19 protein-coding genes are annotated in these 16,362 nt (G+C 71.5%); 9 read left to right on the forward strand and 10 right to left on the reverse strand.

The features are described 5' to 3' along the window. Window positions 1-10: 10 nt before the first annotated feature. From B842_RS05570 to B842_RS05595, 6 genes are all read left to right on the forward strand, one after another. The gene (locus B842_RS05570) at window positions 11-826 is read left to right on the forward strand and encodes an NUDIX hydrolase (protein ID WP_040085628.1); all 816 of its coding nucleotides are present in this window, start codon (window positions 11-13) and stop codon (window positions 824-826) included. Continuing rightward, window positions 826-1,998 (forward strand): THUMP-like domain-containing protein, encoded by a 1,173-nt coding sequence (locus B842_RS05575; RefSeq protein WP_040085629.1) that lies wholly within the window; start codon window positions 826-828, stop codon window positions 1,996-1,998. The genes B842_RS05570 and B842_RS05575 overlap by 1 nt, the downstream gene beginning before the upstream one ends. Before the next feature lie 80 nt (window positions 1,999-2,078). After that, window positions 2,079-2,885, forward strand: coding sequence for an electron transfer flavoprotein subunit beta/FixA family protein (locus tag B842_RS05580; RefSeq protein ID WP_040085631.1), 807 nt, complete (start codon window positions 2,079-2,081; stop codon window positions 2,883-2,885). Between the two features lie 31 nt (window positions 2,886-2,916). Continuing rightward, the gene (locus tag B842_RS05585) at window positions 2,917-3,867 is read left to right on the forward strand and encodes an electron transfer flavoprotein subunit alpha/FixB family protein (protein ID WP_040085632.1); all 951 of its coding nucleotides are present in this window, start codon (window positions 2,917-2,919) and stop codon (window positions 3,865-3,867) included. Further along, on the forward strand, window positions 3,867-4,997 hold the full coding sequence (locus tag B842_RS05590; protein ID WP_040085633.1) for a cysteine desulfurase family protein: 1,131 nt from the start codon (window positions 3,867-3,869) through the stop codon (window positions 4,995-4,997). Before B842_RS05585 ends, B842_RS05590 begins: the two co-directional genes overlap by 1 nt. A 148-nt stretch (window positions 4,998-5,145) precedes the next feature. After that, complete coding sequence (locus B842_RS05595; RefSeq protein ID WP_082028490.1) at window positions 5,146-6,138, forward strand: glycoside hydrolase family 25 protein; 993 nt, start codon at window positions 5,146-5,148, stop codon at window positions 6,136-6,138. Between the two features lie 3 nt (window positions 6,139-6,141). Here B842_RS05595 and B842_RS05600 read toward each other — a convergent pair whose 3' ends face one another. The 5 genes from B842_RS05600 to B842_RS05620 form a co-directional block, all read right to left on the reverse strand. Then, window positions 6,142-7,332, reverse strand: a complete 1,191-nt coding sequence (locus B842_RS05600; RefSeq protein WP_040085635.1) for a type II toxin-antitoxin system HipA family toxin — start codon at window positions 7,330-7,332, stop codon at window positions 6,142-6,144. Further along, a complete protein-coding gene (locus B842_RS05605; protein ID WP_040085636.1) occupies window positions 7,329-7,556 on the reverse strand; it encodes a helix-turn-helix transcriptional regulator in 228 nt (75 codons plus the stop codon). The genes B842_RS05600 and B842_RS05605 overlap by 4 nt, the downstream gene beginning before the upstream one ends. Before the next feature lie 95 nt (window positions 7,557-7,651). After that, window positions 7,652-8,587, reverse strand: a complete 936-nt coding sequence (locus B842_RS05610; protein ID WP_040085637.1) for a spermidine synthase — start codon at window positions 8,585-8,587, stop codon at window positions 7,652-7,654. Between the two features lie 23 nt (window positions 8,588-8,610). Beyond that, window positions 8,611-9,510 (reverse strand): ATP-binding protein, encoded by a 900-nt coding sequence (locus tag B842_RS05615; RefSeq protein WP_306306301.1) that lies wholly within the window; start codon window positions 9,508-9,510, stop codon window positions 8,611-8,613. 357 nt (window positions 9,511-9,867) lie between these two features. Then, window positions 9,868-10,185 (reverse strand): hypothetical protein, encoded by a 318-nt coding sequence (locus B842_RS05620; protein WP_156119452.1) that lies wholly within the window; start codon window positions 10,183-10,185, stop codon window positions 9,868-9,870. A 69-nt stretch (window positions 10,186-10,254) separates the two neighbouring features. On the opposite strand from B842_RS05620, the gene mnmA reads away from it, so the two are divergent. Continuing rightward, the gene (gene mnmA, locus B842_RS05625) at window positions 10,255-11,343 is read left to right on the forward strand and encodes a tRNA 2-thiouridine(34) synthase MnmA (RefSeq protein ID WP_040085640.1); all 1,089 of its coding nucleotides are present in this window, start codon (window positions 10,255-10,257) and stop codon (window positions 11,341-11,343) included. Then, window positions 11,340-12,332 carry a uroporphyrinogen decarboxylase/cobalamine-independent methonine synthase family protein gene (locus B842_RS05630; RefSeq protein ID WP_040085641.1) on the forward strand — a complete coding sequence of 331 codons (993 nt, stop codon included), beginning with the start codon at window positions 11,340-11,342 and terminating at the stop codon, window positions 12,330-12,332. The genes mnmA and B842_RS05630 overlap by 4 nt, the downstream gene beginning before the upstream one ends. Here B842_RS05630 and B842_RS05635 read toward each other — a convergent pair. Beyond that, complete coding sequence (locus B842_RS05635) at window positions 12,329-12,901, reverse strand: TetR/AcrR family transcriptional regulator (RefSeq protein WP_052437773.1); 573 nt, start codon at window positions 12,899-12,901, stop codon at window positions 12,329-12,331. The genes B842_RS05630 and B842_RS05635 overlap by 4 nt on opposite strands. Window positions 12,902-13,011: 110 nt before the next feature. Here B842_RS05635 and B842_RS05640 point away from each other — a divergent pair, with 110 nt between their 5' ends. Beyond that, window positions 13,012-13,908: an SLAC1 family transporter gene (locus B842_RS05640; RefSeq protein WP_052437774.1), complete on the forward strand. Its 897-nt coding sequence runs from the start codon at window positions 13,012-13,014 to the stop codon at window positions 13,906-13,908. Here B842_RS05640 and B842_RS05645 read toward each other — a convergent pair. From B842_RS05645 to B842_RS05660, 4 genes are read right to left on the reverse strand one after another with little or no spacing between them, the layout of a single operon-like run. Further along, on the reverse strand, window positions 13,905-14,585 hold the full coding sequence (locus B842_RS05645; protein ID WP_040085642.1) for a 3'-5' exonuclease: 681 nt from the start codon (window positions 14,583-14,585) through the stop codon (window positions 13,905-13,907). The two genes, B842_RS05640 and B842_RS05645, sit on opposite strands and share 4 nt — an antisense overlap. Window positions 14,586-14,595: 10 nt before the next feature. Continuing rightward, the gene (locus tag B842_RS05650) at window positions 14,596-14,871 is read right to left on the reverse strand and encodes a hypothetical protein (RefSeq protein WP_040085644.1); all 276 of its coding nucleotides are present in this window, start codon (window positions 14,869-14,871) and stop codon (window positions 14,596-14,598) included. Continuing rightward, complete coding sequence (locus B842_RS05655) at window positions 14,868-15,845, reverse strand: serine hydrolase domain-containing protein (RefSeq protein WP_040085645.1); 978 nt, start codon at window positions 15,843-15,845, stop codon at window positions 14,868-14,870. The genes B842_RS05650 and B842_RS05655 overlap by 4 nt, the downstream gene beginning before the upstream one ends. Continuing rightward, window positions 15,845-16,318 (reverse strand): ArsR/SmtB family transcription factor, encoded by a 474-nt coding sequence (locus B842_RS05660; RefSeq protein WP_040085646.1) that lies wholly within the window; start codon window positions 16,316-16,318, stop codon window positions 15,845-15,847. Before B842_RS05660 ends, B842_RS05655 begins: the two co-directional genes overlap by 1 nt. Between the last annotated feature and the right edge of the window lie 44 nt (window positions 16,319-16,362).

Consider the following 16,362-nt stretch of genomic DNA (forward strand, 5'->3'; position numbering starts at 1 on the left):
TGAATCAGCTGTGCCCAAACGTAAGGCACCCACCGGCTACGACCAGGCCCGGCTGTCCACCACGATCATCCTCGTGCGTGATTCCGCGGTCGGCCTGCAGGTGTGGGCGCAGGAACGCGTCCCCACGATGCGCAACTATCCCGGCATGACCGTGTTCCCGGGCGGGGGAGTGGACCACCGCGACTTCCCGTCGGGCGAGTGGGACACCTCGGACCTGTGGACCGGCCGCCCGGTGGAGGAACTCGCGGAGCGTCTGGGGCTGAGCCCGGAGCAGACGCACGCGGTGGTGTTCGCGGGGGTGCGGGAGCTCTTCGAGGAGACCGGCACGCTGCTGGCCGTCCACGGCGACGGCAGCCCGATCACCGACGGCACCCCCTACCACCAGGACCGCGTGGACCTGATCTCCCACAAGATCTCCCTCACCGAGATGCTCACCCGCCATGACCTGCGGGTCTGCTCGGATCTGGCGCGCCCCTGGGCGCGGTGGGTCGGCGGCTGGAAGAACCTCCACTGGTTCGACACCATCTCCTTCGTCGCCGTCGCCCCGGAGGGCCAGTCCCCGGACGGGGACACCTCCGAGGCCGACGACGCCGGCTGGTTCCCGCCGCAGCTGCTTCTCGACGGCTGGCGGCACGGACTCGTCCGCCTCGCCATCCCCACGTGGGCGCAGCTGAGCTTCCTCGCGCAGTTCCCCACGACCGCCGAGGCCCTCGCGGGCGCCGACGCCGCCGACCTCACCCCCGTGGTCGGGGACCCCGTCGACGACCCGCGCTACGCCGAGTACTTCACCACCGCCTGGGTCGACAGGATCCGTCCGGAACTCTGATGGCCTTCACCCGCACCGAGGTCGCCTTCCTGGCGACCCACGCCGACGACATCGCCGACGCCACCGCCGGCCTCCCCCTGACGAGGGCCTCCCTGCTGTCCGACGCCGCCGTGCTCCGCGAACGCTTCGGCGAGTACGGTCGCGCCGTCGCGGAGCTGGCCCAGGCCCGGCGCACCGCCGCCGCGCACGGCAAGTTCCCCGCGCACTGGCTCACCGACCTCGACGCCGCCCAGCAGGCCACCCCGCAGGTGGTGGCGGCGCAGCGCGCCGACCGCCTGCGGCGGGCCGCAGGCCCGGACGCCCTCGTGCATGACGTGACGTGTTCGGTGGGGACGGAGGGGGCGTCGGCAAGCGCGGCGGGACTGCGCTACCTGGGCAGTGACCTCGACGGCGTCCGCCTGGCGATGGCCCGGCACAACCTCGGCGCCGGTGCCTGGCTGGTGCGTGCCGACGCCACCGTGCCCGTGAGCAGGGGAGCGGACGTCATCGTCGCGGACCCCGCGCGCCGGGCCGGGGGCCGCCGCATCACCCACCCCGACCAGCTGCTGCCCCCGCTGCCGGACCTGCTGGCCGCGTGGCCGGGCCAGGAGCTGGCCGTCAAGTGCGCGCCGGGGCTGGACTTCTCGGACTGGGAGGGGCTGGTGAGCCTGGTGTCGGTGGACGGCGGCGTCAAGGAGGCGTGCCTGTACACCCCGGGTCTGGCGGAGGGGGAGCGGCGCGAGGCCGTCATGATCAGTGGCGGCGAGGTGGACCGCATCACCGACGCCTCGCCCGATGACGTCGGCGCCGGAGAACCCGGCCGCTACCTCATCGACCCGGACGGCGCCGTCGTGCGCGCCGGGCTCGTGCGCCACTACGCGCGCCGGGAGAGACTGTGGATGCTCGACGAACGCATCGCCTACCTCACCGGGGACCGCATCCCGGAGGGTCGCAGCGGCTTCGAGATCCGGGAGATCGTGCCGCTCAAGAAGCTCCGGACGGCGCTGGGCCCGCAGGTCGGAGCGCTGGAGATCCTCGTCCGCGGCGTCGACGTCGACCCGGACGTGCTGCGGAAGAAGCTCAAGCTGCGGGGCCGGGAATCGGCGGCGGTGGTGTGCACGCGGATCGGGACGCAGGGCGTGGCGATCGTGTGCGGACCGCGGGAGCAGGCGGCGGCGACCCCCGGAAAGTAAGGGTTGCCTGACTTCGCGGCGCGGGGCCTAGCGTAGACTCTCTGCAGACTTCCCCGAAACCTTCAGAAAGGTGACTGCCGATGCCCGCGATCGTGGTACTCGTCAAGCATGTTCCGGACACCTGGTCCCAGAAGACCCTCGAGGCGGACCACACCCTGGACCGCGTCAACGTCGACTCTGTCATCGACGAGATCAACGAGTTCGCCATGGAGCAGGCCCTGCAGCTGAGGGACGCCCACCCCGACGCCGGCTACCGCGTCATCGCCCTGACGATGGGTCCCGCCGGGGCCGACGAGACCCTCCGCAAGGCCCTGGCCATGGGCGCGGACGACGCCGTGCACGTCCTCGACGAGGCACTCGCCGGCTCCGACCTGCTGGGCACCACCTGGGCGCTGACCAACGCGATCAACACCGTCGCCGCCACCGAGGAGGTGGCCCTCATCGTCGCGGGCAACGCCTCCTCCGACGGCGCGATGGGTGCCCTGCCCGGCATCCTCGCCGAGTACCGTCAGATCCCGGCCCTCACCGGCGTGCGCTCCGTCACCCTCGACGGCCAGACCGTCACCGCCGTCCGCGACACCGCCGCCGGACGCCACGAGCTCACCGCCCAGCTGCCGGCGATCGTCTCGGTGACCGACAAGGCCCCCAAGCCGCGCTTCCCCAACTTCAAGGGCCTCATGGCCGCCAAGAAGCACGAGATCACCGTGCTGGACACCGCCGCCATCGGCGTCGCCGCCGCCCAGGTCGGCCTGGCACACGCGGCCACCGCCGTCACCGCGGCGTCCGAGCGTCCGGCACGCACCGCCGGTGACGTCATCGGCGGTGCCGACGGGGTCGCCGCCGCCGCGCAGGTCGCCGACTACCTCGCCGCCGAGAAGTTCCTCTAAGCCACCTCGACCACCCTCAAGGAGTACACGCATGTCCACTGTCTATGTCCTGGTCGAGCACGACGGTTCCCAGGTCTCTCCCGTCACCGCTGAACTCATCACCGCCGCCCGCCCCCTCGGCGAGGTCACCGCGGTCGTCGTCGGCGTCCCCGGCGTGACCGCCGCCCTGGCCCCCGAGCTGGCCGCGGCCGGCGCCACCACCATCGTCGCCGCCGAGGCCGCGGACGTCGCCGAGCGTCTCATCCTCCCGCAGGTCGACGCCCTGCACACCCTGGCGGCCACCACCCCGGGCCCGATCGTCGTCGCCGCCGACGCCACCGGCAACGAGATCGCCGGCCGCCTGGCCGCCCGCCTGGCCTCCGGCGTGCTGTGCGACGTCGTGGGCATCAACCCCGACCGCACCGCCACCCAGTCCGTCTTCGGCGACCAGATCCAGGTCTCCGCCGCCGTCGGTGGTGCCTGCCCGATCTACTCCGTGCGCCCGGGTGCCGTGGAGCCCGCGCCCGTCGCCGGCGCCGGCACGCTGAGCACCCTGGCCCTGCCCGCCGCCACCGCCAAGGACGTGACCGTCACCGGCTTCACCCCGGCCGTCCGCGGCTCCCGCCCGGACCTGCCGGCCGCCAAGGTCGTCATCGCCGCCGGCCGGGGCATCGGCTCCGCGGAGGACATGGCTCTGGCCGAGGAGCTCGCCGACGCCCTCGGCGGCGCGGTCGGCGTCACCCGCGACATCGTCGACCTCGACTACTACGACGGCGCGTACCAGATCGGCCAGACCGGCGTGACCGTGTCCCCGGACCTCTACATCGGCCTGGGTGTCTCCGGCGCGATCCAGCACACCTCCGGCATGCAGACCGCGAAGAAGATCGTGGTGATCAACAACGACGAGGACGCCCCGATCTTCCAGATCGCCGACCTCGGTGTCGTCGGTGACCTCCACGAGGTCGTCCCCGCCCTCATTGCCGAGATCAACGCCCGGAAGTAGTGCGGCACTTCCTCGACCACGCGGCCACCTCGCCCATGCGGCAGGTGGCCGTCGACGCCTGGGTGGAGCACGCGGGGATGCTCAACCCGGGTGGGCAGTACGGTTCCGGGCGGGCCGCCCGGCGCGTGCTCGACGACGCCCGCGAGGAGATCGCCGCGCTCCTCGGCGCCGACCCGGTGGAGGTCATCTTCACCGCCTCCGGCACGGAGGCCGACAACCTCGCGGTGACGGGTCTGTACCGGGCCTCGCCCCTGGGTCGGGTGGTGTCGACGCCCGTCGAACACCCGGCGGTTCTCGAGCCAGTCAAGGCTCTGGGCCGGACTGGAGCGTCGGTGGACCTGCTCCCGGTGGGGGCCGACGGACGCGTGTCCGACCTCTCCGCCCTCGACGAGCCCGCCGCGGTGGCCTGCTGCATGTGGGCCAACAACGAGACCGGCGCCCTGCAACCGGTCGACCTCGTCGTGACCCGGGCCGCGGCGGCGGGCACCCCGGTGCACGTCGACGCCGTCCAGGTCGTCGGCCACCGGGCGGTGGACTTCCACGCCCTCGGGGCCACGACGCTGGCCGCCAGCGCCCACAAGTTCGGCGGCCCCCGCAGCGGCGGCCTCCTCCTGGCACGGCGTTCCCCGGCCCCTGCGCCGGTGCTGCACGGGGGCGGGCAGGAGCGGGGCATCCGGCCGGGCACCCTCGACGTCGCCACCGCCGCCGCGACCGCCGCCGCGCTGCGGGAGGCCGTCGCGGAGATGGCGGCGGAGGAGCAGCGCCTCGCGGCCCTGCGTGACCGACTGCGCGCGGGCATCCTCGACCGGGTCGACGACGTCGTCGTCCATTCACCGGAGACCGACGTGCTGGCGGGCCACCTCCACGTCTCCTTCCCCGGGGCGGAGGGCGACAGCCTCATCATGCTTCTCGATGCCGCCGGCATCGAGGCCTCCACCGGCTCCGCCTGCGCCAGCGGAGTCAACCGTGCCAGCCACGTGCTGCTGGCGATGGGGGTCGACGAGGCGACCACCCGTGGCGCGGTGCGGTTCACCCTCGGGCGGACGTCCACGGAAGACGATGTCGACGCGGTGCTGGCGGTCATCGGGGAGACGGTCGCGCGGGCCCGACTGGCCGGGATGGCCGGTTAACGCTCCGCCGGGCGGACGTGCAGGTCCGTGGGAATTGCCCGGGGGCCTGACTCGCAGCGTCGGGGTGATCCGGGCGCGGCGGCGTGGTGCGCAAGTTTTTTGAGTGACTGGTGTGATGCGTGGTGCCAGGTGGGTTATGTTGAAGGCCATGAGTGTTTTCCGCCGTCTGCGCAGCCGCGCTACCGCTGTCCTCACCATGCTGGCGGTCCTCTCCCTCGCTCTCGGCACCGCACCCGCCACGGCGTTCTCGTCTGCACCTCCCGTCGGAATCGACGTCTCCGGACACCAGCGCGGTCACGGCGTGCCGATCCACTGGCACGACGTGGCCGCGGACGGCCAGACCTTCGCGTTCATCAAGGCCACCGAGGGCGAGAACTGGGTCAACAACCACTTCCTCGAGGACGCCCACGCCGCGCACCAGGCCGGAGTGCTCGTGGGCACCTACCACTACGCCCGCCCCGCCGGTGACGCCCGCCTGCAGGCCGCGCACTACGCCGCGACCCTGGCGGCCGCGCCGCAGCACTCTCTCCCTCCCGTCCTCGACATCGAGGTCACCGAGGGGCTCGATCCCGCGCAGATGCAGCAGTGGGTCGGGGAGTTCCTCGCCGAGACCGAACACCTCACCGGCCGCGTCCCGATGATCTACACGTACAGCTACTTCTGGCGTGAGCATCTCGCCGACACCGACCGGTTCACCCGCCACCCCCTGTGGCTCGCGGCCTACCAGCGCCACATGCCGGAGCCGGTGGGCGGCTGGAGCCACCTGACCTTCTGGCAGCGCTCCGAGACCGGCCGCGTCCCCGGCATCCACGGCGACGACGACCTCAACATCTTCAACGGCACTGCGGAGCAGCTCAGGCAGTTCGTCGGTGCCGGCCCTGGCGTCCCCGCCGTTCCCGAGGCACCGGAAGACGGTGCTCCCGGTGCTCCCGGTGAGCCCTACGTCCCGGATGCCCAGGAAGAGCTCCTGCCGGAGGCACCGGAGGAGGTTCTGCCGGAGGAAGCCGGGCCCACCGAAGAGGTAGAGGACTTCATCCCCACGGAGATTCCGCCCGTGATGGACCCGGGGAACATCGTTGACGTCCCCTACCACCCCGACCATCTTGATCAGTCGGTAGACCTCCCCGCCGACGCAGTCTGATCCTCAGTGCCAGTGGCGGCGGCGGGAGGCGAGCACGCGGCGCAGATCGCGCGAACGGCGGGGATCGAATCGGGTCGCCTCGATGATGCGTTCCGCGGCATCCTCCGTGAGTTGGAGAGCTTCGTCGGCGACGGTGTCCGCTGCTGGACGGGGCAGCCCCACCGCGTCGGTGAACGCCAGGAACCGTCGGCGGCTCAGCCCGGTCCTGGAACCCCCGACGGGCAACGCCAGATCAGGATCCCCGTACGGCACCGTACTGGGGATGTCGTAGACAGGGCTGGGGTGGTAGCCGCGGCCGTCGTGGAGCACGGAGACGTTCTTGGCGTGCAGGTCCCCGTTCCCTGTCAGCCATGCCATCGCCAGCTGGAACGCGATGCTGCGCAGTGCCAGGACCGGCGAGACGCACACCCGGGCCACGGCCTCCGCGACCTCCTCCATGGAGACGGTGTATTTCTGGGAGGGCCACACGCCGAGGAGTTGGGCGGCGTCCTCCATGGCCAGCCTGGTGGACCCCCGACGGTCGAACCTCTCCACGAGGAGACCGCTGCGGCCGTGGGCGTCGACGAGTCGGGTGGCGTTGGCGTAGGGAATGTTCAGGCGGTTGGCGTCGGCGATCCTGTAGCAGGCGAGTTCATTCTCGACGAGGGCCGGGAACTCCGGCGGCGAGACCTTGAGGATGGCCTCGGCACCCTGTGTGTGCACCGGGACCGCGATCGTGCGGGCGGACACCTTGTCCTGGACGCCGGCCAGTGCCACCGGGTCGGGGAGTCCGGCCCCCGTGAGTACCTCGCTGAAGTCGAGGCGGGCGTCGTCCGTGACCGTGATGCGGGGTTCCGGGGCGGCCGGTCGCATCCCGGAGGGGACGACGGACACCACGCCCGCCGCGTCCGCCCCCACTGCGAGGAGGAGTGACAGTTCGTCGTCGGCGGAGGTCTTCACCGCTGTACGCAGGGCGGTCAGCCGTCGTCCCTCGGGTAGCAGTCCGGCGAAGTACGGAGGGACCGCTCCGCCGACCGTGATCACCGGCTGCCCGCTCAGGGGGAGGGTGGTGGCGACGGATTCCCCTCCTGCGTCCAGGTAGCTGTCGGTGTAGCGGAACTCCACGGTGTTGTCCACGCGGCTGAGGTGGGCGGCGAGCTGGTCGCCGATGAGCACGTCCGCCCGCTGGACGTGCCGCGGGTCGGGGCCGGTCACGGTCGGGCTCCGGTGCGCAGGGCGTCGAAGTGCGTCAGAGAGAGCTGGAATCCGAGGACGTCGAGGACCCTGAGCAGGGTGTCCAGTCGCAGGCCCGGCTTACCTCTCTCGATCTCGCGGATGAGGCGTTCCGAGACCCCGGCCAGGTCGGCGAGATCCCGTTGACGCAGACCGAGTTCGACCCGGCGCGTGCGGGCGGCGGTGCCGATGTCTTCCGGGGTCACAGATGCTCCACTCCTCCGGCACGATCGTGCCGATTAGGCGCCATTCTAGGGGTGCTGGTGGCGCATGTCGAGAGGGATCGGCACGATCGTGCCGCTTACCGGCTCTCCGGCGTCTCCACGAGCGAGATCGCCGGGTTGTCGGCATGATCGTGCCGGTCCTGTGCGGTGGCCAGGATGCGGGGCGGGGTGCCGTCAAAAAGCGCCCGCGTCCAGCGCTCGTCCCGGTAGTGGGCGGGCACCGCCCCGCCGAGCAGCACCCGCCCCAGGGCGGCGGCCTCCGGGGACCCCTCGACGGGCAGCTCGCGGTCGCTGCCCAGGAGGATGATGTTGCCGGAACGACGGCCCTTGAGCATCGGCGGATCGGCGATGACCGCGACATGGGCGAACACCTCCGCCATGCCCGCCAGCTCCGTCCGCGTGGCGACGAGGCTGTGGAAGTCACCGCAGTTGGCCACGTACAGGCCCCCGGGGACGAGGGCGGCATGGGCGGCCCGGAAGAAGTCGGGGGTGGTCAGGTCGAGGGGCGTCCGGGCGCCGGCGAAGACGTCGCGGATGATCACCTCGCGGCTGCCGGGGTAGAAGCCGCGGGTGACCTCGCCGGCCTCACCGACGCGGATCTTCACCGTGGGGGCGCGGGGGATGTCGAACCACTCCCGCACGTAGGCGGCGAGCTTCGCGTCCAGTTCGACGACGGTGTGCCGCGACGACGGCCACAGGTCCGCGAAGTAGCGCGCCATCGAGCATGCCGCCCCTCCCAGGTGGGTGACACGGACGGTCGCGGGGTCATGGTGGGCCGCGACAAGCTTCTCGACGCCCGCCGCGATCCACCGCATGTACTCGAACTCGAGGACGTCCGGGCGGCCGATCTGGACGTGCGAGGAGGGCACCCCGTTGATCATGAGCGTCCAGGCGTCCGGGAGGAAGGTGTCGGGGACGAGTTCGGCGGTGCCGGTGGAGATCTCGTAGCGTCCGGCGACGGCACCGGTGGCGGCGGGGGTGGAGGAGCTGCGGGACTTACGGGATCTGGCCATGAGTGATCATGGTAGCTGGTGGGTCAGGGGCGCAGGTGCGGGTGGGCCAGGAGGTGGTCGGCGGCATAGGGGAGTGCGAACTGCAGGTGGCCGTACCGCGGGACCGTGACAAGGGAGCGTTCGAGGAGAGCGGCGCGTGCCATCGACAGTGCATTGGGGGGAACCGCCAGGTATCTGGCGATGTCCCCGGTGCCGACCGGTTCACCGCTGGGCGAGAGTTCGGCCATCGCGTACAGGAGGTTCATCTGCTGATCGGGCACTCCATGGAATGACGGACCGTGGATCTGCAGCCCGATTCGCTGGACTGCATTAGCGCGGATACTCCTCACGTGCTTCAGGGAGAGCTCGTCCTCCTGGTCCAGGGTTGCCTGTGCCCAGGTGAGGGAGCCGACCACCTGCATGAGGTACGGGTACCCCTGGCTTATGGTGACTGCCTCCGCAACCGCATCGGGCGCCATCGCGCGTCCGCCGGCCGATGCGGTCTCAGTGAACAGTTCGGCGGCCTCGGCGGAAGCCACCGAGGTGAGGTCGACGCGGTGGGCCCGGCGCAGGAACGTCGTACCCTCCTGCTGCAGGAGTTTCTCCACGCCGGCAGGCAGTCCCGCTGCGACCAACGCGACGTCATGGTTGTCACGCATGAGGTCCTGGACCGCGGTCGCTAGTTCGTGCAGATCGCCAGGATCCGCACTCTGAAGTTCATCGAGGGTGATGAGGATTCCGGTTCCGCGCGGGGTCAGAAGGTCAGCTACCTGCCGCAGACATGTGATCAGCGTCGGTTCCGGGGTTCGGTGGTGAGGGTTCGCTGCGGTGGTCACCGATCCGAGCCCTGCAATCGACCCACCGGTGAGCATCCGCTTGCCGGTTGGCTCGCCGAGGGTGTCCAGCAACTCCGGCAGGGTCGTCTCCACCAGGGTGCGGACCATTCCGGCACCCGGGTAAGCGCGGAGCGTGACCCACCCCTGCTGGTGGGCGGCGCCTCCAGTTCGTTGAGGAGGACGGTCTTGCCGATGCCTCGGGTGCCGGAGAGCAGGAGAACGCGGAACGGGCTACCGGGTCCTTCCGCCAGAGCCAATGTGAATGCATGCAGGAGGGGTGTTCTCCCGGCGAGTACCGTCGGTGAAACGCCGAAGCTGGGCCGAAAGGGATTGCGCGGTGTGGGATTCATGCCATCGGTTGCTTTAGAAGACATAGATCTCTTCCTGGGCTTTAGATCCTTTAGAACATTTAGAACCCGTAATCCAGTTTAGATCCTTTAGAACTCTCAGAACTCCTGCACCCACCTACTGCGGCACCGCCAACCCGACGATCGCGGAGCCGAGGACGTCGAAACCGAAGCACGCGGAGGCGCGGAAGGGGTCGAGCGTCGCGCAGTTGACCGGCTCCGGCGTGCCCCCCAAGGCGGTGCGGGTGTTGAGGAACGCCACCCAGGCGGCGTGTTCCTCCGTCTTCCTGAATCCGCTGGAGCCGACCTCATCGCCCCACACCTCGTGTGGACTCATCACGTGGTAGTCCTCGGCCTGCGCCGCAGGCGCGCCGGTGAGCACTGCGACGGTGCAGGTGGCGAGAAGGGCGGGGAGGAGGCGTCGATAAGCAGTCATGGCGTCCAGCGTAGTTTCGGAATACCCCTGCCGCCCGTTACGCTGCACCACGAGACAAGGAGGGAACTCATGCGTGTACTGGTGGCGATGAGCGGCGGCGTCGACTCCGCCGTGGCGGCGGCGAGGATGGTCGAGGCCGGACATGACGTCGTCGGCGTCCACCTGGCTCTGTCGCGCGACCCGCAGACGGTGCGGGAGTCCTCCCGCGGCTGCTGCTCGCTCGAGGACTCCGCCGACGCGCGCCGGGTGTGCGACCGGCTGGGCATCCCGTTCTACGTGTGGGACTTCTCCGACCGTTTCCAGGCGGACGTCATCGACGACTTCGTCGACTCCTACGCCCGGGGCGAGACGCCCAACCCGTGCCTGCGCTGCAACGAGAAGATCAAGTTCGCGGCCCTCCTGGACCGCGCGGTGGCCCTCGGCTTCGACGCCGTCGCCACCGGCCACTACGCGCTCATCGACGACGCCGGCCACCTCCGCCGCAGCACCGACCCCGACAAGGACCAGTCCTACGTCCTCGGCGTGCTCACCCGGGAGGAGCTCGACCGTTGCCTGTTCCCCGTGGGCGACACCCCCAAGACGGAGATCCGGGAGGAGGCCGCCCGCCACGGCTTCTCGGTGGCGACCAAGCCGGACTCCTACGACATCTGCTTCATCCCCGACGGCAACACCCAGGCCTTCCTCGGGGCCCGCATCGGGCTGCGCCCGGGAATGGTGGTCGACCAGGACGGCCGCGAGCTGCGGGACCACGACGGGGCCTGGAACTTCACCATCGGTCAACGCCGGGGCCTTGACCTGCGGGACCCGGCCGCCGATGGCCGTCCCCGCTACGTCACCGACATCGACGCCTCCACCGGCACGGTCACCGTGGGGCCACGCGCGGCGCTGTCCGTCGGCGTCATCCACGCCGACCGCCTCCGGCGCCTCCACCCGGACATGGAGGGCGAGTTCGACGCGCTCGTCCAGGTCCGCGCCCACGGCGGCGTCGTCCCCTGCCGCGCGCGGGTCGGCGCGGACGACATGACCCTCACCCTCGCCTCCCCGCTGCAGGGCGTGGCCCGCGGCCAGGCCGCCGTGCTCTACCTGCCCGACCCCGACGGCCGCGGCGACGTCGTCCTCGGCTCCGGCACGATCTGCGGCACGGAGGCCGCACTGTGACCGCCTACGGACTCGGCCCCCTCCCGGGCACCTCTCTTGCCGACGCCGCCGACGTCGTCCTCTCCGAGACCGGCGACCTGCCCCACGTCCCCGACCTGCCCGCCCGCGGGCTCGGCGCCGACGGCATCGGCCGCACCGCCACCCTCCTGGAGGCGGTGAGCGTCGACCGGGGGCCGCGCTCGTGGATCATGACCGACCGTCCGCAGCTGCTCACCCGCCGCACCCGGGACCTGCTCGACCGCGACCTCGACGAACTCGAGGAGGCCTGGGGCACCACCGTCCCGCAGCTCAAGGTGCAGGTCACCGGCCCGTGGACCCTGGCCGCGTCGATCGAGCTGGCCTCGGGCCACCGCGTCATCACCGACCCCGGGGCCGCCCGCGACCTCGCCGCGGCCCTGGTGGAGGGCGTCAACGCCCACGCCGCCGCCCTGGCCCGCCGTTTCCGCGCGGAGGTCACCGTCCAGCTCGATGAGCCGCTGCTCGCCGACGTGGCCGCCGGCCTTCCCGGCGCCACCCGCTTCCACCCGATCCGCCCGCTGAACCCGAAGGACCTGGCGGAGCGGCTGGCGGGGGTCGTCGAGACGCTGGAGGTGGAGCGGGTCCTGCTCAACCAGACCGGCTACGCACCCCTGTGGGACGTCGCGCGGGAGTCCGGAGTGGAGACCGTCCTGGTCAGTCTCCACCAGGTGCAGGGCACGGAGCAGTACGACGGCTTCGGCCACACGATCACCGCCGGCACCCGCATCGGCCTCGGCGTGACCGGCCCGGAGGACCGCGTCGACGAGCTGGGGGAGCGCCCCCGCGAACGCGCCGTCGCCGTGGCCCGCTTCTGGGAGCGGCTCGGCCTCGACCCGCTGTGGCTCACCGACCGGGTCGACGTCCATCCGCGCGCCGGGATCACCACGGGCACGCTTCTCGACGCCGCCGGGGCCTACGCCATGGCCCGGGTCGTCGACGAGATGCTGCGCACCGACTCCGGCGACCTCTAACAGGCGCCCAGGTCCCCGGTGAGATTCTCCTGCAGCGCCGGGGCCAGCATACGGATCAGCTCCGCGGTGTCGACCTTTGAGAGGTGCGGGGAGCCGAGGAACGTCCGCATCAGTACCGTCCCGACGAGGGTGCCCACCGCCAGCTCCACCCGCAGCTCCGGCTGATCGACGCCGTCCTCCTCCAGGCGGGCGCGGACGTGCCGCCACACCGGCGAGTCGAGGAGCGACAGCCGTTCGGGCGTGTCGTCGAGGACGGAACGCAGCTGCGCGAGCATGCCCGCCCCCTCCGGGGTGTCCCACACGGTGACGAGGGCCTGCGCCACCGCCAGGCCGATCCGGTCGAGGGGTGCGGCCAGCACGGGGGAGCGCAGCGCCTCCTCGGGGACGGGCAGGTCGGTGGCGGCGTCGAAAAGCCCCTGCTTGTTGCCGAAGTAGTGGGGGATGAGCGCGACGTCGCAGCCGGCGTCGGCGGCGATGGCCCGCAGGGTGGTGCGGGTGTAGCCGTGCTCCGCGAACAGGGCGCGCGCGGCCGTGAGGATGCGGTCGCGGGACGTGGGTGCCGGGGTCATCGGGCCCTCCCGGGCGGGATGACGCGGGGGACCTCAACTGCCGTTGACCTGCTCATGATGCCAGTAGACACGCGCCCCGCGCCGGTGTCAACGAGGTAGCCTGAGCCCCGATGTCCACCACAGCTCTCCCGCCCGCCGGCCCCGCGTGGGCCGGTTCCCTCATGGGCACGTCGATCGCCGCGACGCTGTCGCTCCGGCACGGCCTGCTCTGGCCGGGCCTGGTGTTGCTCGCGGTGGCCACGGGTCTGCTGCTCGCCTTCACCGTCGGCTGGCTGCGTCACCGCAACCCCTCCTTCGGGCAGCGGTTCATGGGGCCGTGGGGCATGGTGTCGATGGGCCTCATGTCGCTCGGCACCGCCTGGACCGCCGCCACCGGCCATCTCGGCCCGCAGCTCGCGGCGTGGGTGGTGGGCATGCCCCTGGCAGTGGTCGTCTGCCTGTGGCAGCTGCGCCGGTTCAGCGGCGCGCCGACCTTCCTGTGGGGCCTGGCCGTGGTCTCCCCGATGGTCGCGGCGACCTCCGGCGGACAGCTCGCGCAGGCCCTGCCGGACCCCTGGGCGCAGCCCGTCCGGGCGCTCGCGCTCGGGGGCTTCCTGCTCAGCCTGGTCACCGGGCTGCCGTTGTTCGCCCGCGTTTACGCCGCCCGCCCCGAGATCCCCGCCTCCTTCGCGGGCACGGCGTGGATCCCGCTGGGCATCGTCGGCCAGTCCACCGCGGCGGCCCACGTGCTTCTCGACGCCCCTCTCGCCCACACCTACGGCCTCGTCATGTTCGCCCTCGGGGTGCCGCTCCTCGGCTTCGCCGCGTGGCGGTTCTGGGGTGGGGCGGTGCGCCGCTGGGCGGACTACACCCCGGCGTGGTGGGGGTCGACGTTCCCGGCGGGCACCCTCTCCCTCGGCGCGGCCTACCTCGGGTGGGAGGAACTCAGCGCCGGGTTCCTCGGCCTGCTGCTCGTCCACTGGTGCCTGTGCGTGGCGCGCTTCGCCACCCGGGGCCGGGGTGCCTAACCCTGCATGGGCCAGCTGGTGTTGACGTCGGAGGCGTCCTTACCCTGGCCCTCCAGGTACTTCGCGAAGTCGACCTGCCGGTCGTGGTGCCCGACCGCCTGGAACTCCATCAGCTCACCCTCCGACATGCGGGTCAGCTCCGGCCACTGGCGGGCCTGCTTCCAGGCGATGCGGGCGGCGGCCAGGGCGTCCGAGGTGGCCTCGTGGGCGTTGCCCAGCTCGACGCCGTAGTGCTCGGACATGGCGGTGAGGTTGCGCTTGCCGCGCCGGTAGGGGTCCTTGACCCGGTCGACCACGTAGGGGTCGAACACCGGGCCGGTGACCGTGAAGTCGCCGGTGAGCTGGCGCAGGACGGTGAGGTCGTAGGCGGCGTTGTAGACCACCAGGGTCATGCCCTCCGCCCAGGCCTCACGGATCGCCTGGACGGTGTCGGCGAGCACGTCGTCGTGCGGGCGGCCCTCCGCCCGGGCCTTCTCGGTGGTGATGCCGTGGATCCGCGCGGCCTCCTCGGGGATCTCCACCCCGGGGTCGGCGAGGTGCTCGACGGCGTCGACCCGGCGGCCGTCGATACGCACCAGCGCTGAGGTGACGATCCGTGCCTCCTTCGGGAAACGGGAGGTGGTCTCGAGGTCGAAGGAGAGCATGCGGGAGGCGTCGAAGCCGCTGAATCCGGTCATGGCCTACACACTAGACGGCGGGTCGGACATGAAGGACCCGGTAGGTGACCGACCCGGCGAGAATGCCCAGCAGACCGGCGATGATCCACCACACGGCCACGGGGAGGACGGTGTTCCACGGCATCGTCGTCAGCCCGCCGACCAGCACCGCGAGGGGCAGGTTGCCGAGCAGGGCGTCGATGAGCAGGGTCCGGCGGCGCGTGCCGCCCCGCAGGGCGCGGCGTATCGACAGCGTGAGCGAGAGAACCAGGAAGGCCACGAGGCCCCAGGTGATGATCGTGCTCATGACAGCTCCTCGAGAAGGGTGTCGGCGAGGGAGACGACCTCCCGTTCGGTGTCACCGGCGACGAACACCGCGCGACCGGTGTCCGGGTGCACGAGCAGCATCGTGGAGAAGCCGTAGGTCTCGCCGTTGTGGCCGAGGGTGCCGTCCTCCCGGACGTCCCAGGCCAGGTCGGGCACGCCCTCCTGCAGCAGGTGGGTGGCGTAGCGGGCCATGTCGGAGGGGGTGGAGCGCAGCCCGCCGGCCGGGAGGTAGCCGACCATCTCCCAGGGCTCGGCCTCGTCGCCGGTGGACAGCAGTCCGCGGGGTGCGTCGGCCGGGACGGAGCCCTCGGTCATGAGGTAGGTGTCACCCATGCCGAGCGGGGTCAGACGGTGTTCGGCGAGCAGCTCCTCATAGGTCGTCCCGGCCTCGGCGGCCAGCAGATGCCCCAGCAGGGCGACGCCGAGGTTGGAGTAGGAGTACTCCCCGCGGCCGGTGAGCGGGGCGTCGAGGGCGGCGTCGATGACGTCCTCCCGGGTGATGCCCGCGTAGGGGTTCCCGCCGGTGAACGCCGTGGTGAGGGTGGTCCACAGGGACACACCCGGCAGGCGGGGCAGCCCGGAGGTGTGGTCGGCGAGCTCGCGGAGGGTGACGTCGTCCAGTTCGGAACCTGCGGCGTCGATGATCTCGCCGACGGTCGTCTCCTCCAGGCCGCGGTCGGCGAGGATCCCGGCGGTGAAGGTCTTGGTCACGGAGCCGATCTCGAACTCGTCGTGCTCGTCGGCGCCGAGTCCGGCGAAGGTGGTCTGCCCGTCGGCGATGGTGAACGCGGCGAGCCGGTGGTGTCCGGTGGTGGCGAGTTCGGAGAGCCGGGCCGCGAGGGCCGGGTCACCGGTGCGTTCCGGGGACGGGGTGATGCGGTCCGGGCCGAGGAGCACCGCGAGGGCGGTGACGGCCAGACCGACGAGTACGGCGGCGATGAGGGGGCGTCGCATCAGTGGTCCTCCGTGGCGGCGATGATGGTGAGCAGGGGGATGACGCGGGCGGTGCGCACGCTCCAGCGTCCGCCCATCTCCTTGGAGATCCACCCGCCGGCGTGCAGGGTGCCGAGGTGGTGGTAGGCCGTGCCGGTCGACGTGGCCAGGCCCTCGTCGACGAGTTCGGTGGCGCTGGCGGGGGAGTCGAGGAGCCGGCGCAGGATCGCCCCGCGGACGGGGTGGGCGAGGGTGGCGAGGCGGTCGAGGTGGGGGGCCCAGTCGGCGTCGAGAAGCATCTCCGTGGGGCGCTGCCACTGGTACTGCGCGTGGCCGGCGCCGGTGTGCACGTCCCCGGCGAAGACGACGGAGTCGCCGATGTTGTCGAGCACCCACAGGTCCCCGCTTGTCGACGCCCCCGTGGGCGTTCTCTCCGATCGCTCCAGCGCCGCGAGGCGTTCCTCGATGGCGGTGAGCCTGTCCTCCAGCTCCATGATTCCAAAACTACAGAAAGTTGGAAGCGCTGGCAAGGGCTAGA

It is taken from the genome of Corynebacterium humireducens NBRC 106098 = DSM 45392, assembly GCF_000819445.1.
Lineage (GTDB): Bacteria > Actinomycetota > Actinomycetes > Mycobacteriales > Mycobacteriaceae > Corynebacterium > Corynebacterium humireducens.